20 protein-coding genes are annotated in these 18,784 nt (G+C 52.0%); 9 read left to right on the forward strand and 11 right to left on the reverse strand.

Annotated elements, in window-relative coordinates; genetic code table 11:
* Positions 1 to 16: 16 nt before the first annotated feature.
* Positions 17 to 280 (reverse strand): hypothetical protein, encoded by a 264-nt coding sequence (locus tag DVH26_RS29380; RefSeq protein ID WP_239628422.1) that lies wholly within the window; start codon positions 278 to 280, stop codon positions 17 to 19.
* A gap of 44 nt (positions 281 to 324) precedes the next feature.
* Here DVH26_RS29380 and DVH26_RS29385 point away from each other — a divergent pair, with 44 nt between their 5' ends.
* The 3 genes from DVH26_RS29385 (at position 325) to DVH26_RS29395 (ending at position 3,643) form a co-directional block, all read left to right on the forward strand.
* Positions 325 to 1,494, forward strand: coding sequence for an MFS transporter (locus DVH26_RS29385; RefSeq protein WP_239635531.1), 1,170 nt, complete (start codon positions 325 to 327; stop codon positions 1,492 to 1,494).
* A gap of 171 nt (positions 1,495 to 1,665) precedes the next feature.
* Positions 1,666 to 1,761, forward strand: a complete 96-nt coding sequence (locus DVH26_RS29390; protein ID WP_239628424.1) for a YjcZ family sporulation protein — start codon at positions 1,666 to 1,668, stop codon at positions 1,759 to 1,761.
* A 307-nt stretch (positions 1,762 to 2,068) separates the two neighbouring features.
* Complete coding sequence (locus tag DVH26_RS29395) at positions 2,069 to 3,643, forward strand: S-layer homology domain-containing protein (RefSeq protein WP_239628427.1); 1,575 nt, start codon at positions 2,069 to 2,071, stop codon at positions 3,641 to 3,643.
* Between the two features lie 156 nt (positions 3,644 to 3,799).
* Here the strand turns inward: DVH26_RS29395 and DVH26_RS29400 are convergent, their stop codons facing one another.
* Positions 3,800 to 4,573 carry a pirin family protein gene (locus DVH26_RS29400; protein ID WP_239635532.1) on the reverse strand — a complete coding sequence of 258 codons (774 nt, stop codon included), beginning with the start codon at positions 4,571 to 4,573 and terminating at the stop codon, positions 3,800 to 3,802.
* Positions 4,574 to 4,859: 286 nt separating this feature from the next.
* Between DVH26_RS29400 and DVH26_RS29405 the strand changes: the two genes are divergently transcribed.
* Complete coding sequence (locus DVH26_RS29405) at positions 4,860 to 5,225, forward strand: toprim domain-containing protein (protein ID WP_239635533.1); 366 nt, start codon at positions 4,860 to 4,862, stop codon at positions 5,223 to 5,225.
* Positions 5,226 to 5,266: 41 nt separating this feature from the next.
* Here DVH26_RS29405 and DVH26_RS29410 read toward each other — a convergent pair whose 3' ends face one another.
* The 9 genes from DVH26_RS29410 to DVH26_RS29450 form a co-directional block, all read right to left on the reverse strand.
* On the reverse strand, positions 5,267 to 6,190 hold the full coding sequence (locus DVH26_RS29410) for an AEC family transporter (RefSeq protein ID WP_239628429.1): 924 nt from the start codon (positions 6,188 to 6,190) through the stop codon (positions 5,267 to 5,269).
* Positions 6,191 to 6,214: 24 nt separating this feature from the next.
* Positions 6,215 to 6,832: an SCO family protein gene (locus DVH26_RS29415; protein ID WP_239628431.1), complete on the reverse strand. Its 618-nt coding sequence runs from the start codon at positions 6,830 to 6,832 to the stop codon at positions 6,215 to 6,217.
* An 88-nt stretch (positions 6,833 to 6,920) separates the two neighbouring features.
* On the reverse strand, positions 6,921 to 7,874 hold the full coding sequence (gene cyoE, locus DVH26_RS29420) for a heme o synthase (protein ID WP_239628433.1): 954 nt from the start codon (positions 7,872 to 7,874) through the stop codon (positions 6,921 to 6,923).
* A 334-nt stretch (positions 7,875 to 8,208) separates the two neighbouring features.
* The gene (locus tag DVH26_RS29425) at positions 8,209 to 9,093 is read right to left on the reverse strand and encodes an urease accessory protein UreD (RefSeq protein WP_239628436.1); all 885 of its coding nucleotides are present in this window, start codon (positions 9,091 to 9,093) and stop codon (positions 8,209 to 8,211) included.
* Positions 9,086 to 9,748, reverse strand: coding sequence for an urease accessory protein UreG (gene ureG / locus DVH26_RS29430; RefSeq protein ID WP_239628438.1), 663 nt, complete (start codon positions 9,746 to 9,748; stop codon positions 9,086 to 9,088). Before ureG ends, DVH26_RS29425 begins: the two co-directional genes overlap by 8 nt.
* Before the next feature lie 61 nt (positions 9,749 to 9,809).
* A complete protein-coding gene (locus tag DVH26_RS29435; protein ID WP_239628440.1) occupies positions 9,810 to 10,520 on the reverse strand; it encodes an urease accessory protein UreF in 711 nt (236 codons plus the stop codon).
* 56 nt (positions 10,521 to 10,576) lie between these two features.
* The gene (gene ureC, locus DVH26_RS29440; protein ID WP_239628442.1) at positions 10,577 to 12,325 is read right to left on the reverse strand and encodes an urease subunit alpha; all 1,749 of its coding nucleotides are present in this window, start codon (positions 12,323 to 12,325) and stop codon (positions 10,577 to 10,579) included.
* A gap of 4 nt (positions 12,326 to 12,329) precedes the next feature.
* Complete coding sequence (gene ureB, locus DVH26_RS29445; RefSeq protein ID WP_239628444.1) at positions 12,330 to 12,695, reverse strand: urease subunit beta; 366 nt, start codon at positions 12,693 to 12,695, stop codon at positions 12,330 to 12,332.
* A gap of 16 nt (positions 12,696 to 12,711) precedes the next feature.
* Positions 12,712 to 13,023: an urease subunit gamma gene (locus DVH26_RS29450; protein ID WP_239628446.1), complete on the reverse strand. Its 312-nt coding sequence runs from the start codon at positions 13,021 to 13,023 to the stop codon at positions 12,712 to 12,714.
* Between the two features lie 472 nt (positions 13,024 to 13,495).
* Here DVH26_RS29450 and urtA point away from each other — a divergent pair, with 472 nt between their 5' ends.
* The 5 genes from urtA to urtE all read left to right on the forward strand — a co-directional run bounded on the left by urtA (position 13,496) and on the right by urtE (position 18,635).
* Entirely contained in the window at positions 13,496 to 14,764 is a 1,269-nt protein-coding gene (gene urtA, locus DVH26_RS29455; protein WP_379462109.1) for an urea ABC transporter substrate-binding protein, read from the forward strand.
* A gap of 120 nt (positions 14,765 to 14,884) precedes the next feature.
* Positions 14,885 to 15,790, forward strand: coding sequence for an urea ABC transporter permease subunit UrtB (urtB, locus tag DVH26_RS29460; RefSeq protein WP_239628449.1), 906 nt, complete (start codon positions 14,885 to 14,887; stop codon positions 15,788 to 15,790).
* Between the two features lie 55 nt (positions 15,791 to 15,845).
* Entirely contained in the window at positions 15,846 to 16,958 is a 1,113-nt protein-coding gene (gene urtC, locus DVH26_RS29465; protein WP_239628451.1) for an urea ABC transporter permease subunit UrtC, read from the forward strand.
* A 206-nt stretch (positions 16,959 to 17,164) separates the two neighbouring features.
* Positions 17,165 to 17,953, forward strand: a complete 789-nt coding sequence (gene urtD / locus DVH26_RS29470) for an urea ABC transporter ATP-binding protein UrtD (RefSeq protein ID WP_239628454.1) — start codon at positions 17,165 to 17,167, stop codon at positions 17,951 to 17,953.
* On the forward strand, positions 17,940 to 18,635 hold the full coding sequence (gene urtE, locus DVH26_RS29475; RefSeq protein ID WP_239628456.1) for an urea ABC transporter ATP-binding subunit UrtE: 696 nt from the start codon (positions 17,940 to 17,942) through the stop codon (positions 18,633 to 18,635). The genes urtD and urtE overlap by 14 nt, the downstream gene beginning before the upstream one ends.
* The last annotated feature ends 149 nt before the right edge of the window (positions 18,636 to 18,784 follow it).

Here is an 18,784-nt window from a genome sequence, read left to right on the forward strand (position 1 = left end):
CAATAGGTAACGAAACTTACTCTTCTTCTCTTTTGCGCCGCAGCTCCGCGAGCTTCCTTTGGATTTCCTCCGACTTATCCGTGTCTCTCGCTTTTCGGTAAGTCATCCGCAAGCGGAACAGCACGGCGATGGCGATAACTCCCAAAATCGCAATGATGACCGGGTCCACAAACAACCGCCTTTCTTTCAAATAGGTTCCAACACAAACCGCTACGCCCCCGGGCTGCAAAATAATGGTACTAACCGTACGGCTTGTCACGTAAAAGTAATGATAAGGCAATCGTGTCCACGCGTTAGACAAACATGAGGTTCGAGGTGATGATGTTGAAAACCGCAATATGGCTATATTTATTTATGTTCGTAGCCTTTTTCGATTTGCATGCTCAGTACCCAATCTTGTCTCCGTTTGCCATCTCGCTCGGGGCTGCTCCCTCATTTATCGGGCTTATATTGGGCGTTTACTCCATAACGCATTTGCCCGGCAACTTGCTGGCAGGCTACGGAGTAGATAAGTATGGAAGCAAACGATTCATTGTGTCTAGCCTGATTGTAGCAGGTATCGTGCTGTTAGTTCAATCCCGCGTTACCGATCCGTGGCAGCTTCTTTACATTCGATCCGTCAGCGGATTCGTGCTGGCCTTCTTATCCCCGGCATGTCTCTCGCTTTTGGCCAAAATCGCCAGAGATAATGTCCAGCAAAGCAAGCTGATGGCGGGCAACGGGCTCGTTCATACGATGGCCTCGGTCTTGAGCCCTGCCGTCGGCGCCTATCTGGTAGCCAAGCTAGGTTTTGCGCTATCGTTCACGGTTCTCGGATGGATTCTCATCATCACGGGGGTTCTGGCCATCTTCGGTGTAAAAGAACGCCAGTATACGCTGGCCGCCGCTCAGCTGTTCCCTCCCGTACATGGAGACAGTAACGTCCCTGCGCTCAAAAACCAGAAGCAAGCCGGCGCATTGGATGAGCCGGTCCCTTGGCTGTTTTTCGTCATCCCGCTCGGCCTGTCCTGTTCGCAGGGCATTCTGTTCTTCGAGCTCCCTTTAATGAAAGAAGCGAGCGGATCGATCATGACGTCGGGCCTGTTGTTCTCCGTCGTCAGTCTGGGCGCTTTGGTTACGCTGAGCATGCTGTTCATCAACCGCTTTTCGCCTCTGCTCCGTACGACGACGGGGTGTCTCGCGCTCGCTCTAGTTTTTTTCGGCATGTCGGTGAGCTGGCCGCTTCCTCTCTATGTATCGCTGTTCCTGATCGGCATGGCCAAAGGAGTGATTTTCCCCGCCATCGCCTCTCTGCTCGCAAGCGTGACGAGTGCCAACCGCTACGGACGGGTATTTTCTTTTTTGTCGATATCCTATTCGATCGGAGCCTTTATAGGACCCATTGTTGCCGGTCATATAAGAAGTCATACTTCCCCTTATTTTATCGCATTTGTCGGCTTAATGCTGGCGCTCTGCATGCTCCCGCTTAAAGCCTTTAAGCCGGTTCAGGCATAAGCACCCTACGGGAAGAGCCGCCTCCCCGCATGTCCCTGCATGATATTTGCCATCCCATGGCGAGTACACGATATTTGCAGCGGATGGGTATTCGCACATACCGTTTTTTGCCTTCCACATATTATACAGTATGTCGGATGACAACTCTTTAGTTGAAGGGAGAGAGTCGGAATGGGAGACGTAGGATACGGTGGTTGGACTTCCGCTGCCATCATTTTGGTACTGTTCATCCTTCTGGTTATCGTACTTCGCGGTTTCGTGTACTAATTTAACGTTTCAAGCAAAGCCGTCCGTTCTCCGGGCGGCTTTTTTACTATGTCCGGCAAGCTGTATTGCAGCTGTTTCAACCGTATTTTTCTCGGGTAAGACAAGCTTATGCAGAACGGGACTTCACAATTTTGTCAATTTATCCATTTCATTATTTTTCAACCAAGGATAGACGGACATATACCGTGAATCCCATTCGAACATGTGTAAAGTGAAACTCAAATGCGAAGGAGGTGAAATCCGTTCCATGAAGGAATCCAGCGGCAGTACAAATCTTAGTCCATGCAGAGATAGGAGTGAAAGATCCATGAAGCCAGCTGTCTTCAAAAAGACGGCGCAAGTAACCGTATTGATGATGTTCATCTCGGCATTACTGCCCGTATTGGCTTTTGCGGCGACAGGCTTTAAAGATGTCGTTTACCGCAACAACTCAGTTTCAGGTTCGGTGTATTCCGATGTATACTCTGTAAACGCACAAGTATACTTGTATGACCCGAACGGCAATTACGTCGGTACCGCATCCAGCGCTACATACAGCGTTTATAACGGCGTATACACGTACGATTTCTCTTTAAACAACGTTTCCAGCTATTCTTATTTGAAACTTAAAGAAAAAGTAACGGATTCCGTATACTACACCGTGTACAACTCCAATAGCGGTCGTCCTGGCGGCGGCGGTGGTGGTGGCGGTGGCGGCGGAATCATCTCCGGCCCATCCATCAATGTGCCTTCCGACGGTTCCATTGATGCCTACACGCTGGAAAACGCTCTGAACAACAACGACATCGTTGAACTGGTTCTGAGCGGCGACGTTGCGTTGATTCCAGCCAAAGTGCTTGCGAAGTTCACAGGCGACACTAAAAAAGCGCTGAAAATCAAAAACGACAAAGGCTCCTACATGCTTCCTATCCATGTATTGAAGCTTGATGATCTTGCCGGCAAGCTCTCTGTGAGTGTAGACGACATGAAAATCAAAGTTTCTATCAGTGCAGCAAACGAAGCAGCTGTTAACGGCATTAAAAATGCTGCTACAGCATTGGGCGCTACGGTAGTAAGCGGTGCGGTTGATTTCAACCTGTCAGCTGTCGGCACCGGCGACAAAACGCAAGCCGTAGATCTGGGCAACAACTACATCAGCCGCACATTGCCATTGTCCAAAGCCGTAAATCCGGGTACGGCAACAGCGGTTGTGTACGATCCGAACACGCAAAAGCTGAGCTTCGTGCCTGCTCTGTTCTCCTCTTCCAACGAGTCGAACGAAGCGGTAATCAAGCGTAACAGCAACAGCATCTATACTGTAATCGAGCTGAGCAAAAGCTTTGAGGACGTGAAAGGTCACTGGGCACAATCCTACATCAACCTGTTGGCTAACAAGCTCGTCGTTGACGGCGTGACTGACACTTCCTTCGAGCCTGAGCGTAACATCACTCGTGCCGAATTCGCGGCATTGGTAGTTCGTTCGCTTGGCCTTGATCAATCCGCAGCTGCGAGCAGCAGCTTCAAGGACGTTTCTTCTTCCGAGTGGTATGCAAGCGTTGTGGCTTCGGCAGTCAACGCTAAAATCATCGACGGTTACGAAGACAACACGTTCAAACCAAACCAAGCAATCAGCCGTGAAGAACTGGCTGCTATGGTAGTTCGCGCTCTTGCTTACGCAGGTGCTAAACCGGACGTATCCGCTGATCGTCAATCCGAGCTTCTTGCGAAGTTTAAGGATTCCAGCAAAATCGTTTGGGCACAAAACGAATTGGCCGTTGCTATCGAAGCAGGCATCGTAGACGGTATGACCGACACTACGATTGAGCCTTCCAAGCAAGCAACTCGTGCACAATCCGCTACAATGCTAAACCGATTGCTGACAAAAGCAAATTTCATCAACTAAGCGGCGAACTGCTGCTTAACCACTCTCCATTCCTATATTGAAACGACCTGACAAGATACATGTCAGGTCGTTTTTTTAACGTATATATTGTCAATACGTGCTCCCCGAAAAGGAACTGATGGACATCGATGACAAAGCTCCACTTGGTGGGGTTATTTAGCGTTGCCGCTTTTGGTATAAAGGATAATCCACCTCGGTCGGAACCTCGATGACGATGATGCGGACCCCTCCATCGGAATGCAGACGAACCTCGGATGCTTGCTCCGCCCCGGCTTCCAGCACGGTGAAATCCTTATGATGGAAGCTCGCTTCGCCATCCTCATAGGCCCAGCGTCCTTTTCCGTGAATCGCCAAAGCCGCTAACGAACGCCCTGCAGGCAGCGTATGCGTATAGGAAGCGCCGGCTGCGAGCTCGATATCCCACATCCGAACGTCGGCGACCAGCTGCACAGGCGCATCCGCTCCAATGATTGTTTTGACAGCAGCTCCTTCGGCTGCGGCCGTCGGAAACTCTTCATGCTCGTATTGATAATAAGCGGGAGGACGTTGAAGCGCTTGGCTAAGATGAGGCTCGAACCAAATCTGGAACCCTTCGGCATCAGGCCCGATAAAACGCTCTGCATGCGACACCCCCGACCCGGTTTGCATCACCTGGGCTCCTCCGGCTGCGACCTTACTCTGTGTCCCCAGTGTATCTTGATGCTCCGCATGACCGTGCAGCATATACGTAATAATCTCGAACCCTTGGTGCGGGTGCAGAGGGATGTACCCTTCCACCGCGGAATGAGCCCATGCCCAGTAAAATAAAGGGCCGACCCGCTTCACCGCAGAGCCCTCGCCCGGAAATCCGATGGGCTTAAGCTCCGTAATTTTCCCACCGTCAAAAGCGCCTCTCACTTGCTGCTCCGGTGGATACATGGTGATTTTCATCATGAACGCCTCCCATTGTAAAGTTTCCTTATCATGAGCTACAAATCTTTTTATGTCATATCGCCAACGGTAATTAACTTACTTATATTAAGTAACTAATAATAGTATAAGTCTAATCAAGATATTCGTCAAGCGTTCAATGAGTCGATCTCCAGATATAAGCACGATGGACTGTATTCTCAACAATTCGACATTTCCTGGGAAATTACTGCGTCCTGCGACTTGGATCCTCGCCGAAAACGGGATATACTACAAGGAGATAAAAACCGGATTGGGGGAAGCTTCATTGTCCATTGCGATCATTGTGGAAGGCAAAAACGATAGGAGCAGATTACGGCGACTGCTGACCTCCGACATTGAAATTCATTGCACCTTCGGGTCCTTGAACACCGAGCGGCTGGAGAAATTGAAGAAGAAAATCGGGGCAAGCGAAGTGTACCTGTTCACGGACAACGATTCATCGGGTAAAAAAATTCGCGGCATCTTAAGAGATACTTTTCCTGATGCGGAGCAAATCTATACAAGGCGGGGTTATGCCGGTGTGGAAGGCACGCCGGATGAATATTTGATTCAGCAATTGGAAAAAGCCGGCCTAGAGGAATTTATTATTTATCCTCTTCAAGACGCGGCTTTAGGGTTTCCGATCGAATAAACCGCTAGTATGCAGACGGCTGCACGTCGGATTCAATTAGGTTAAGGTATGAACTTCATCAAGTAAATGACCATCGTCACCGTGAAAATACTGAATATTGTCGACGAGAACACCACCTGGGACGAAAACTCCGGCTCGTTGTCGTATTCCACGGCAATCAGCACGCTGCTAAGCGAGGTAGGAACCGCACAGGACAGCACCAGTGCTTGCGCCATCACTCCTTCGATCCCCATCAAATATACGATCAGAAAACCGACTGCAGGTCCGATCAGAAGCCGCAACACGTTGGACAGCATAACATCGGACAGCTTCAGCTGCCATTTCATATTCCCGAGCTGCACCCCGAGTGTAATAAGCGCCGTTGCGATAAAAGCGTTGGAAATGTAATTAATCGGAGCATAGATCGGATCAGGTACCGGAATATGAAGCCAGCGCATAGCAAATGCTATGGGAATGATGTAGATGACCGGCAGCGTCAAAATGGTCCGCAGCGTTTCCTTCGTGTCCTTCTTATGTGCATTAACGCTGTAAATTCCGTAGGTGTTCGGAAGCAAATTCTGCATCATCATGATGATAATTTGAATCGAGAGCGTAAATGCATCCCCGACAAAAACCAGCTGATTTAGCGGAATGGCGTAGTTGGCGCTGTTATAAAAAATGACGCTGTTGCGCATCGCAGGCACCATCCCGCCCTTATACCGCCTCCAGCGGATGACGATCTCCACCAGAATAAACATGGCAATGAAGAAAAGCGCGAAAAACGCCAGCGTCTGGAGCAGAAGTCCAAACGTCAGCGTCGATTCGTAAAGCATTTTAAATACAAGAGCGGGTGAGAATAAATAAAAATTCAATTTGGACAGCGTTTTGATATCGAGCTTGAAGGCCCTGTGCAATACGGCTCCAAGAGCTACCATGACCGATAGCGGAATGACATTGTTCAGTAAAATATGCGTGAAGTACGTCATGACTTAGCTCCTTGAGGGTTACGTCTATTCTTTCGTCAGCTTGATCATATCATCGGCAATTCTTTCGATGTTGAGATCGGCGTCATTTCCGTTATAATACGTGCGCAGATCGCCTTTTTTGTCCACCAGCAAAATGACGTTGTTGTGGCTGAAAGTACCCTGCTGATCTTTGACGACCATCACGCCGAACTTATTGGCCAAATCCATCGTTGCCGCTTCTTCGCCCCGCAGGAAATACCATCCCTTATAATCCGGGTGGTACCGGCTGGAAAACTCCTTCAGCTGAGCGACCGTATCTTTGGTAGGATCGAAGGAAATCGATGCAATGGCCGTTTTGTCGCCGAATACGCCTTTTTTCACCAGCTGATCCTGAACTTTGGAAAGGGAATACGTCGTAGGAGGACATACATCCGGACAAGTAGAAAAGAAGAAATAGACCAGCTTTACTTTCCCCGCCAAATCGCTGCTTAATCCGACCTGCTTGCCGTCGATATTTTCGAGCTTAAAATCCGGCGCTTTTTTAATGACGCCCATCTTCTCCTCGCTGCCCTTCATCAGCATGTAGCTGAATACGCCAATCATTGCGAGCAAGACGACGATGACTACGATTTTAAACCCATTTTTTTGCATATTTGCGCTCATTTTCGCATCCCCTTCTTTCTTCAAAAAAAATATCCCATGTTGCCATGGGATGGGTACGTTTCGTTCTCCAACCAGACGCTACTTATGCTTATGGTATTTTCACCGTCGTAATCACCATGATGATGAACAGAAGCGTCAAATAGTTGATGGAATAAATAAATATCTTCTTCGCCCATTGCACTTCGTCCTCGGCCTTGAAGCCTTTGACGGCGAGATACGCCCAGTACAAGCCCATAATCATAGCTGCATAAAAGAAAATCACATTGACATAGCCGAATACATACAGCAGCAAGGATACCGGCACAATCAGCACGATGTAGCGCATCATGCTGATCTTGGTTACATAAGAGCCGCGAACAACCGGAAGCAGCGGAAAGCCTGCTGCGCGGTACTCTTCCATACGGCGAATGCCCAGCGCCCAGAAGTGCGGCGGCTGCCACAGGAACAGGATGCCGAACAAGATCAGCGCGCCTGCGTCGATTTGCGGGGTGACGGCACAGTAGCCGATAACCGGAGGAATAGCTCCCGAAAAACTGCCGACGAAGGTGCTCCACACGGAGGTACGCTTAAACCAGGCCGTATAGATCCACACGTAAACGAACAAGCCGATCATACCAAGCAGTGCGGACATTGGATTCACTAGCAGCCAAAGCCCCGATACCCCGATGACGCCGAGAATAATACCGTACCAAAGCACCACATTAGGCGACATTTTGCCGGTAGCCAGTGCGCGCTTCTGCGTCCGTGCCATCTTGACATCCATGTCCCGGTCCAGGTAGTTGTTCAGTACACAGCCGGACGCCATGACCAATGCGGTGCCAATCATCGTGTACAACAGCTGCAGCCAGTTGACGTGCCAACCGGATGCGACCCAGAAACCGCCGAAAGCGGTGATCGAATTGGAAAATATAATACCCGGTTTGGCAAGCTGAACAAAATCTCTCCAAGTAACGGGCCCAAGATCTGTTGTGGGTTCTTGATGTGTTTCCGCCGCAGCCGCCATCCCGTCTCTGGATAGATCAAGCCTCATTTGCTCTTCCACTTTATAGCCCCCTTAAAAAAGTCCCCCGAGGGAAACTTATATCGATAAACAATACGGAAGGAGGAACTTATATGTCCTCCTCGCGTGTCCTCTATATAATATCAACCCGGACTCCGTTTGACAACAAACCTCGCAGGGAGTTCAAAATATTGTCGATATATCACAAAGTTCACCCGTTTGTCAAAAAACAAAGGAATGTACTAAACATGATTGCGAAAGCTGCGGATATCATTAGAATTTGCGCCGGTTCCGGTCATAAGAAAAGCCCCAGCCCTAAAGGAGCAGCGGAGGCGGCGGGACATTTCAATATTTCTGTGCATAATAAAAACCGACATTATTTGCGAATTTGAATATCTGTATCGACAAAATAAGTTCTTCGGATAAATTTCCAGATAGCTTCCAGCAATTGCTGAATTTCATAGACCTTGAAGCCCATAACGGATACCACAAGCCCGTATTTGTACGTTCGGCTCACCCCGCTGTACAGCTTCATTCCGCTGAACGGTACGGCGGTTTCCTCATCTACACCAAGCAGTCGGTTTAAATAATCGCGGACCCGATCGGCAAAGCCGGCATCCACCTGTTCCGAGAACACATAGAGAGCTCCGTAATGGGTAAAAGGCCCCCATGCCCCAATAGCGTCCAGCTTTTGTGTAGGTGATGAAGGCTCCACCCTTTGCTTGGCGCAAAAGATCAGCTCCGAGCCGAAGGTGACCTTAAGCTCGCTTCGGTACAAACCATACTGGAACAGCTCTCCCCGCTGCGTACGGCCCGGACATACCGTCTCGGACAGGATGAGCACAGAGCCCGGCTCCATTCGCACCTCGGTTTCGCTGTAAAAATAAGCATCTTTATACAGCATCAGCGGTTCCGGCATATATTCGACTACGCTGCCGCGGGCAAGAGTTAACGTCTGACGCTGCACGCTCGCCTGATCGGCCAAGCTTCCGTCTGCGCTGCGAAGGACGGGGTGCACCTTCGTGTACGATTGATTCGTAACATATACCTTCGTATTCTCGCCAAAATGCCAGTCGAGCTCATAGCGGTCCCCCGACATAATGCCGGGAGACGCGTCCATGACATATACGCCCAGCTGTCCGTCGTCGAACGGGAACGCCTTGGCGATTTTGAGCGGATAGGCATGATACCGGTCCCCAAGCCGCGTCTCTCCCCCCGCTTCCAGAAAAGCGGCCGAGACGCGGCCAGTTGTCCTAGGCATGGCGGTATTCCCGCTCGATCCAATCTACGATGTCGTCCAGGCCTTGGCCGTTGAACAGGTTAGAGAAAATAAACGGACGATCCCCGCGCATCCGGCGCGTATCCTCTTCCATTACGGCTAGGCTTGCGCCTACGTGAGGAGCCAGATCGATCTTATTGATGACGAGCATGTCGGACCGGATAATGCCGGGACCGCCCTTGCGAGGAATTTTCTCTCCTTGCGCCACGTCGATTATATAGATGAAGCGATCCACCAGCTCCGGACTGAACGCCGCCGCGAGATTGTCTCCGCCGCTCTCAATGAAGATCAAATCCAGATGCGAGAACCGGCGCTCCAGCTCCTCGATCGCTTCGAAGTTCATGGAAGCATCTTCACGGATCGCCGTATGCGGGCAGCCTCCCGTCTCTACGCCGATAATGCGCTCGGCAGGCAATGCTTCCGAACGGATCAAGATGTTCGCGTCTTCCTTCGTATAAATATCGTTGGTGATGACTGCGATGCTGTAGCGGTCGTTCAGCTTGCGGGCAAGTCTTTCTACCAGCGCGGTTTTACCGGACCCGACCGGTCCTCCGATTCCGATTCTCATCGGACGATCCAGATGAGTATGCTCAGGTGTTTCCCAATGGTGATGGTGATGCGCTCCTCCTTGACACATAGGCGTTTGCCTCCCTTTATATAGGTAGATAATAGTATGAAATAAATCCCGCATTGTACGCTTAAGACATGAACAGCCTGGAATACAATGCTTCATGCCGCATCATGGCAATTTCCGCAGACGGTGCATTGGCGAAGCCGTCCTCCAACGGGTCCAAATGCCCCGCTTCGTTCCATGCCATAGCAATCACTGGCAGCAGCTGCGCCAGAAGGCGCTGTCCCTCGGTCTGACCGATGGACATGAGCCGGAGTCCGCTGTTGATGCATGTCATCGTACATGTATACAAATACCCCTCGACGGCCATGGCCAGCGGCACCTGGAGATGGTAGCTGATCCAGCCGTGGATCAGCGGATGCGTCCCGAAGCAGCGCTGCTCGCGTACGGCCGTTTGCAGCGGCTCCCACGGCAGCTCGGGATGGATGGATCGGGCCAGCTGATTCAGCCGCCGGCCCATCTTCAGCACGCCATCCCTCGTCTCGGCAGCCGCCCTTTGCACGTGCTGCATCCGGTCGACAAGCCATAACGACTCCCAGTCTTCGTCCGGAGCGTACTGGTATACAGCCTTGACGGCGAGAGCGTCGACCGGTGTCCAGCTGTGGAACAGCATCGTCTCGATATACTGCCGCAGCTGCTCCGGCTTCTGTACCGCTCCCATCTGCACGAACGTTTCCAAACCGAACGAGTGGGAGAATCCTCCTATCGGCAGCGCAGAGTCCAACAGCTGAACGTAAGTCAGCCACGAGTACGCCGGCTCGCCGGACGGTTGTTTCATGAGCTTCCCTCCTGCCCGTTGCTTTCGTCATATCCGGAAGTCGGTTGGAAGGACTTCTAGAACAAAAAGTAGCGCTGCGCCATCGGCAGCTCGTGAGCCGGTTCGCAAGTAATGGCGGATCCGTCCACCTTGACCTCATACGTCTCCGGATTCACTATAATTTCCGGCGTCTCTCCGTTATGGATCATATCTTTCTTCGTTACGGAGCGGCAGTTTTTGACCGGCTCGATCCGCTTCTGCAGCCCCAGCTCCTTGTGCACGCCCTTATCGTAGGAAGCCTGCGATACGAAAGTAATGCAATGGTTCAAAGCCTTGCCGAAGGAGCCGAACATCGGACGGCCGAACACCGGCTGCGGCGTCGGGATCGATGCGTTCGGATCGCCCATTTGGGCATAAGCGATCATGCCTCCCTTGAGGACGAGATCCGGCTTGATGCCGAAGAACATCGGACTCCATACGACCAGATCCGCCAGCTTGCCGACCTCGACGGAACCGACCAGATGGGAGACGCCGTGAGTAATGGCCGGATTGATCGTATATTTCGCCACATAGCGTTTGATACGGAAGTTATCCTGCTCGGATGCGGCTGACTCCGTGCCGCCGGCTGCGGCCTGTTCTCCAGGCGCCGGCAAGTATCCGCGCTGCTTCTTCATCTTGTCCGCCGTCTGCCATGTGCGGATGATCACTTCCCCTACCCGGCCCATCGCCTGAGAGTCGGAGCTCAGCATACTGAACACGCCCATATCGTGAAGAATGTCCTCCGCGGCGATCGTCTCCGGGCGGATTCGCGAATCGGCGAAAGCAACGTCCTCCGGAATGCGGCTGTCCAGATGATGGCACACCATCAGCATGTCGAGATGCTCCTCAACCGTATTGATCGTATAGGGACGCGTAGGGTTCGTTGACGACGGGAGCACATTGGACTCCGCCGCCGCTTTGATAATATCCGGAGCGTGCCCTCCGCCCGCGCCTTCGGTATGGTAAGTATGAATCGTGCGCCCGCCGATAGCGGCCAGCGTATCCTCGACGAAGCCGGACTCGTTCAACGTGTCCGTATGAATTGCCACCTGCACGTCGTAGCGGTCCGCTACTTGGAGGCAAGCATCGATAGCTGCCGGCGTAGTGCCCCAATCCTCGTGCAGCTTCAAGCCGATGGCACCCGCTTCCACCTGCTCGATAAGCGGCTCTGTGAAAGCAGCATTGCCCTTCCCTGTGAACCCGAGGTTCATAGGGAACGCTTCGGCCGCTTCGAGCATCCGGTACATATGCCACGATCCCGGCGTGCACGTCGTGGCGCTTGTACCTGCCGCCGGCCCCGTACCCCCGCCGATCATCGTCGTCACGCCCGAAGCGAGCGCCGTCTCGATCTGCTGCGGACATATATAATGAATGTGCGTATCGATTCCGCCTGCGGTAATAATTTTGCCTTCCCCTGCGATGACCTCCGTGCCGGCCCCGACGATCATATTCGGATGGACGCCGTCCATCAGGTCCGGGTTACCGGCTTTGCCGATGCCGACGATCATGCCGTCCTTGATTCCGATATCGGCCTTGACAATCCCCCAGTGATCGATAATGACGGCATTCGTTATCAAAGTATCGAGCACGCCTTGCTCTCGAGTATGGCGGCTCGACTGCCCCATCCCGTCACGGATGACTTTGCCCCCGCCGAATTTGCATTCTTCACCGTATACGGTGAAGTCCTGCTCGATTTCCGCCCATAGCTCCGTATCGGCCAGCCTAACGGCATCTCCTGTTGTCGGTCCGAACATTTGGGCGTATGCTTTTCGATTCATTTGGACCATCCGCTTACACGCCCTCCTTCCACGCTTCCAGCCGCTGTCTAACGTCTTCAGGGATCGCGCCGTGCTCCGCCGGACCTTTGGACAGACCGTTCAATCCGTAAGAGAGCTTGGCACCGCCCAATTCCACAAGCTGCACCGGCTTTTCTTCGCCCGGCTCGAACCGGACCGCCGTTCCGGCGGGAATATCAAGCCGCATCCCGAATGCAGCCTCTCTGTCAAACGACAATCCGCGGTTCACTTCAAAAAAATGATAATGCGAGCCGACCTGTACCGGTCTGTCTCCCGTATTGACAACGATCAGGCTGCATGTCTTCTTACCTATATTTAATTGGATATCTCCCGCCCTAACACGGTACTCGCCAGGAATCATTCCTCACCGGCCCCTTTCACTTCCGATATCCGATCGGTTGATGTACCGTTACCAGCTTCGTACCGTCCGGAAACGTAGCCTCCACCTGAACCTCGTGAACCATCTCCGGTATACCTTCCATCACTTGATCGGCATTCAATATCGTCGTTCCATATTGCATCAGCTGCGCTACGGTCATCCCATCCCTCGCTCCCTCCATAATTTCTGAGGTAATAAGAGCGATGCTTTCGGGGTAGTTCAGCTTCACACCGCGCTGCAGCCTTCGTCTGGCCAAATCCGCCGCTACCGTAATCAGCAGCTTCTCCTTTTCCCTTTCGGTTAAATGCACGATATACAGCCTCCTTGACCCAAAACAGATAAGATAATGTTATATTACTTAACACAAAAAGACGAATGATCCATTGCCATATCGTTTATTATATTCGCTATTTCAGATTCTGTAAACCGATTACGTTAATTTTTATAACGCCTTTCAGGATTTATTTTCCGTTTTTCAGGCTCACACGAATGGAATATCACATATATTTTAAATATGTAGCCAGATTTTCCGTACAAAAACTTGAGAACAAAATTTATGTAAAGTATATTGACATATAAGTGACGCAAGATCTATGATAGGTCGTGTGAGAAAACTTTCCATAGTTTCGACGAAAAGAGAAACCGGATATTAACCGAACGTCGTACCGGAACGGATCGTTCTCCATGCTCGATTCGCTTAACCGATCATCAAGATCAACCCTGCAATTTCAACCGGTAAGCTATCGATGAAGCTGTACAATATGAAGAGGAGTGGATGGTCGATGGTCAACAAAATGAAGAAAAAAGGGATTCCGGTATTAATGGCGGTCTGCATGTCTCTGACAGCCTTGCTGGCAGGATGCGCTACTGAATCCAAGCCTGCGGCAAATTCTTCGGCAGCAGCGGATGCGAAGCCGGAGGCGGGCAAGGACGATTCGATTCCGGTCGGCATTTTGCACTCCCTCACCGGCACGATGTCCATAAGCGAGGTCTCCGTTAAGGATGCGGAAATGATGGCCATTGAAGAAATTAACAAAGCAGGCGGCGTGCTTGGAAAACAATTGAAGCCGATCATTGAGGACGGCGCGTCGGATTGGCCTACCTTTGCCGAAAAAACGAAGAAGCTGCTGCAAAAAGACAAAACCGCAGTCATCTTCGGCGGGTGGACATCGGCCAGCCGTAAAGCGGTGCTCCCTGTTGTCGAGCAAAACAAAGGACTCTTTTTCTATCCCGTTCAGTACGAAGGACTCGAAGCATCACCTAACATCTTCTATACCGGCGCTACAACGAACCAGCAAATCGTTCCTGCCGTTACTTGGCTGCTGCAAAATAAAGGGAAGAAGTTCTTCCTGCTCGGTTCCGACTACGTATTCCCGAGAACCGCTAACAAAATCATCAAAGAACAGCTGAAAGCCGAAGGCGGCACACTGATCGCTGAAGAATATACTCCGCTTGGCCATACCGATTACAACACCATCATCAGCAAAATCAAAAAGGAAAAGCCTGACGTCGTATTCAACACATTGAACGGAGACAGCAACGTAGCGTTCTTCAAACAGCTGAAGGATGCGGGAATCTCCGCCAAAGATTTGACTACCTTGTCCGTAAGCATCGCAGAGGAAGAAATCCGCGGGATCGGCGCCTCCGTGCTGGAAGGACACTACACGGCATGGAACTACTATCAAACGACGGAAACGCCGGAGAACAAAAAGTTCGTCGAGGCTTACAAAGCGAAGTACGGCAAAGACCGCGTAACCGACGATCCTATCGAAGCAGGCTACTTCGGCGTCTACTTGTGGGCGGAAGCCGTGAAAAAAGCCGGTTCCTTCGAAGTCGATAAAGTGCGCGAAGCGGCCAAAGGCATCGAATTCAACGCACCGGGCGGCAAAGTCAAAATTGACGGCGACAACCAGCACGTATTCAAAACCGTCCGTATCGGTCAAATTCAGGGTGACGGCATGATCAAGGAAGTATGGAATTCCGGCCAGCCGGTCAAACCCGATCCGTTCTTGAAAACTTACCCTTGGGGCGCAGAAGTAACGAAAAAATAACGGTTCACATCTTCAGAAACCGTCGCAGTTTAACCGCACTAACGAAAATACACAAAACCTTGGACCGGGGCTGCCTACTACAACGGGCGGTCCCCAGTTTTATCACGGAGGATGAGGCTCATGAGCTTACTGCTTCTTCAATTGTTTAACGGCTTGTCGCTAAGCTCCATTCTGCTGTTGATCGCCTTGGGGCTCGCCATTACATTCGGCTTGATGAATGTCATCAATATGGCTCACGGCGAGTTCATCATGATCGGCGCCTACATGGCCTACACCATTCAGCAGCTGTTTCAAAAATTTCTCCCCGCTCCCGTGTTCGGCTGGTATTTCGTCGTATCGCTCGGCGTCGCGTTCGCCGTAGCCTTCGCAATCGGCTGGCTGCTGGAAGCGACGCTCATCCGTTACTTGTACGGAAGGCCGCTCGACAGCCTGCTTGCTACATGGGGAGTCAGCCTCGTGCTGCAGCAGCTTGCGCGGCAAATCTTCGGCGCGCCGAATGTGGCGGTCAAAGCGCCGGAGTGGCTTGACGGCGGGTTGGCTATCACAGCCGACTTAATGCTGCCCTATAAGCGGTTGTTTATCATCGGGCTTGTCATCGTATGTATTACGGTCATCTACATTTACCAGTATCATACCCGCGGCGGCCGCAACATGCAGGCGGTTATGCAAAACCGCGGCATGGCTTCCTGCCTCGGCATTTCTACGCGCCGCGTCGATGCGCAGGCGTTCGCCTTCGGCTCCGGCATGGCGGGAATCGCCGGCTGCGCGCTGACATTGCTCGGCCCGATCGGACCGACGATCGGCACTTATTACATCGTCGACGCCTTCATGGTCGTCGTGCTGGGCGGCATCGGCAAGATCATCGGCACCGTTGCCGGAGCTCTCGGAATCGGCGTGCTGAACACCGCCTTCGAATATACGACAAGCGCCACGATCGGCAAGGTCATCGTGTTCACGCTGATCATTGCGTTCCTGCAGTGGAAGCCATCAGGGCTAGTTACGATCAAATCCCGCGCACTGGATTAACGAAGAATGCTTTTCGAAGTAAGTTTCCTTACGGAAACTCTCAGGAGTTGATACCATGACCATAAACAATACCAAAATCAAAATCGTGTTTACTTTCATTTTGCTGGCACTCATGCTGGTAGCACCGATGTTTTTGAGCGAATTCCGCTTATCGCTGCTGGGCAAATTTCTCGCGTACGCGATTCTCGCCATGGGCCTCGACCTGATCTGGGGCTACACCGGCATCTTAAGCCTCGGACACGGCGTTTATTTCGGGCTCGGCGCTTACTGCATGGCGATGCATCTGAAGCTGGTTGCCTCCAAGGGAGAGCTTCCCGATTTCATGTCATGGAGCGGCGTAGAGAAGCTGCCGTGGTTTTGGCTGCCGTTCCAGTCAGCGCCCGCAGCCCTTCTGCTTGCCGTGCTGGTGCCGATGGCGGTAGCCTTCGTGCTCGGCTACTTGACGTTCCGCAACCGGATCAAGGGTACCTTTTTCTCGATACTGTCCCAGGCGCTCGTCATTATTACCGTCACCCTGTTCGTGGGCCAGCAAGGCTTTACGGGAGGCACGAACGGCTTGACCAACTTCGATACGTTTCTCGGCTTATCCGTAGGCGATCCTTCCACGAAGCTGATGTTTTATTACATTACCGTTGCGGTCGTAATCGCTACGCTGCTGCTGTGCCTATGGCTTGCCGGCAGCCGGCTCGGTAAAATACTCGTTGCCGTTCGCGACGCGGAGAACCGGGTTCGTTTCATCGGCTACAATCCGGTGACGTTCAAGGTGTTCATCTACTGCTTATCCGCAGGTCTTGCGGGACTCGCCGGCATTTTGTTCGTACTGCAGGAAGGAATCATCTCCCCAGCGCAAATGGGTATCGTTCCTTCTATTGAAATGGTGCTCTGGGTTGCTATCGGCGGCCGCGCCTCCATCTTCGGGGCGATTATCGGCGCTGTCATTACTAACACTGCAAAAACTACGTTCAGCGAGGCTTATCCCGAATGGTGGCCAATAATTATGGGAGCGATGTTTATCGTCGTCGTCCTCTTCCTGCCTAAAGGCATTGTCGGTACCGCAAAAGATTTGGCTCAAAAATGGGGCTTGTTCCCTCTAAAATCAAAATCGGCCGCATCCGGAACCGGTTCGCTGCCGTCCTATGCGTCCCTGGAGCAGGAAGCCAAGCCGTAACACAAGCGCAAACAATCGAAATTGGCCCCGCCCGGGGGGATTGCAGCCGCTGCGAAGATGAATACCAAGCATACCCTGTTCTTGTTGTGCTCGCCTTGCCTTCAGCAAAACAGCAACGCTTACGAAGTAAGTTTTCCTTCGGAAAACTCAAGCTTATCCTTACGAAGTAAGTTTTGCCTTCAGCAAAACTTTTAGGAGGTAATCCCATGATAGAATCGTCACCAAGAAAAGAACCCGCATCGCCTCTCGTCAACATCGAACAGCTGGAGGTCGACTTCGACGGCTTCAAAGCGATCCGCGGCCTCAATTTTTCGCTTCATTCCGGAGAGCTTCGCTTTTTGATCGGACCGAACGGCGCAGGCAAAACAACGCTGCTCGACGTCATCTGCGGCAAAGTAAAACCTTCCAAAGGGAAAGTGTGGTTCAAAAATACGGATCTGTCGAAGCACCAGGAGCACCAAATCGCACAGCTCGGCATCGGAAGAAAATTTCAAGCTCCTTCCATCTTCGTCACTTTAACCGTTCAAGAAAATTTGCTTCTCTCGATGCGCCAAAGACGCGGTCTGCTCAGCTCCCTTGTCGCCAAAACGACACCCGAGCAGCGGGACCGGATGAAATATTATTTGCACATGATCGGGCTTGCGGAGAAAGCGAAGCAAGTGGCCGGGTCACTCTCCCACGGAGAGAAGCAGTGGCTCGAGATCGGTATGCTGCTCATACAAGAGCCGGAGCTGCTGCTGCTCGATGAGCCTGCAGCGGGAATGACCGACAGCGAGACGGAAAAAACCGGGGAGCTGCTTCACAAAATCAGCGACCGCCAAACCGTCATCGTCGTGGAGCACGACATGGAGTTCGTCCGCAATTACGCCAAGACGGTGACCGTCATGCATGAAGGTACAGTGCTCCGGGAAGGAACGATGCAGGAGATCCAGAACGACGATAAAGTCGCGGAAGTTTATTTGGGAAGACGAGGTGAGCGCGATGCTGATCATTAACGATCTAGAGGCCGGATACGGAGAAAGCATGGTTCTCCGCGGCATCAATTTGAAAGTGGAGCCCGGTCAGGTCGTCTGCCTCATGGGCCGCAACGGGGTTGGCAAAACAACCCTGATGAAGACGATCATGGGGCTGATCAAGTCCAAGCGCGGCCGGATCTCCTACGGCGACCGGGACATTACTCAAGCGACGCCGGACCGGCGGGCAAAAGCCGGTATCGGCTATGTCCCGCAGGGACGCGATATTTTTCCTCAGCTGACGATTGAGGAAAATTTGCTGCTCGGGCTGGAAGCATCCAGCACCCGCAAGCATGCCGTACCGGAATCGGTCTACGAGATGTTTCCGGTACTGAAGCAAATGATGCGCCGCAAAGGCGGCGATCTGAGCGGAGGACAGCAGCAGCAGCTTTCCATCGCGCGTGCGCTTGTCGCCGAGCCGAAGCTTTTGCTGCTCGATGAGCCGATGGAAGGCATTCAGCCTTCCATTGTGATGGAGATCGAACAGGTTATCGAGTCGATCAAAGCGCAAAAGCAGATGTCCGTGCTGCTGGTTGAGCAGAGCCTGACGTTCGCCACCAGCATCGCCGATTATTATTACGTGCTCGATAAAGGCACTATCGTTGCCGAGGGCAGCTCCGCCCAGCTTAGCGAAGAGCAGGTTAAGAAACACCTTGCCGTGTAACGATAAGCGGTGCCGCGTCCCAGAGTGCCTCCCCCATTTTCGACGACCGGGGGAGGCTTTTTATCATTCCATCGCGGCAAGCGGTAGTGACCGTACAAGGACAACCTCGCTGCGATTTTTATCCTACCGCATTAATATGATATGATTAA

Source organism: Paenibacillus sp. H1-7, from assembly GCF_022354825.1.
GTDB lineage: Bacteria > Bacillota > Bacilli > Paenibacillales > NBRC-103111 > Paenibacillus_S.

Bases quoted from the DNA above. Each gene is read 5' to 3' on its own strand.
- DVH26_RS29390 (WP_239628424.1), top strand. From the start codon at position 1,666: ATGGGAGACGTAGGATACGGTGGTTGGACTTCCGCTGCCATCATTTTG.
- DVH26_RS29395 (WP_239628427.1), top strand. From the start codon at position 2,069: ATGAAGCCAGCTGTCTTCAAAAAGACGGCGCAAGTAACCGTATTGATG.
- DVH26_RS29400 (WP_239635532.1), bottom strand. From the start codon at position 4,573: ATGAAAATCACCATGTATCCACCGGAGCAGCAAGTGAGAGGCGCTTTT.
- DVH26_RS29410 (WP_239628429.1), bottom strand. From the start codon at position 6,190: ATGACGTACTTCACGCATATTTTACTGAACAATGTCATTCCGCTATCG.
- DVH26_RS29415 (WP_239628431.1), bottom strand. From the start codon at position 6,832: ATGAGCGCAAATATGCAAAAAAATGGGTTTAAAATCGTAGTCATCGTC.
- DVH26_RS29425 (WP_239628436.1), bottom strand. From the start codon at position 9,093: ATGCCTAGGACAACTGGCCGCGTCTCGGCCGCTTTTCTGGAAGCGGGG.
- ureG (WP_239628438.1), bottom strand. From the start codon at position 9,748: ATGTGTCAAGGAGGAGCGCATCACCATCACCATTGGGAAACACCTGAG.
- DVH26_RS29435 (WP_239628440.1), bottom strand. From the start codon at position 10,520: ATGAAACAACCGTCCGGCGAGCCGGCGTACTCGTGGCTGACTTACGTT.
- ureC (WP_239628442.1), bottom strand. From the start codon at position 12,325: ATGGTCCAAATGAATCGAAAAGCATACGCCCAAATGTTCGGACCGACA.
- ureB (WP_239628444.1), bottom strand. From the start codon at position 12,695: ATGATTCCTGGCGAGTACCGTGTTAGGGCGGGAGATATCCAATTAAAT.
- urtA (WP_379462109.1), top strand. From the start codon at position 13,496: ATGGTCAACAAAATGAAGAAAAAAGGGATTCCGGTATTAATGGCGGTC.
- urtB (WP_239628449.1), top strand. From the start codon at position 14,885: ATGAGCTTACTGCTTCTTCAATTGTTTAACGGCTTGTCGCTAAGCTCC.
- urtC (WP_239628451.1), top strand. From the start codon at position 15,846: ATGACCATAAACAATACCAAAATCAAAATCGTGTTTACTTTCATTTTG.
- urtD (WP_239628454.1), top strand. From the start codon at position 17,165: ATGATAGAATCGTCACCAAGAAAAGAACCCGCATCGCCTCTCGTCAAC.
- urtE (WP_239628456.1), top strand. From the start codon at position 17,940: ATGCTGATCATTAACGATCTAGAGGCCGGATACGGAGAAAGCATGGTT.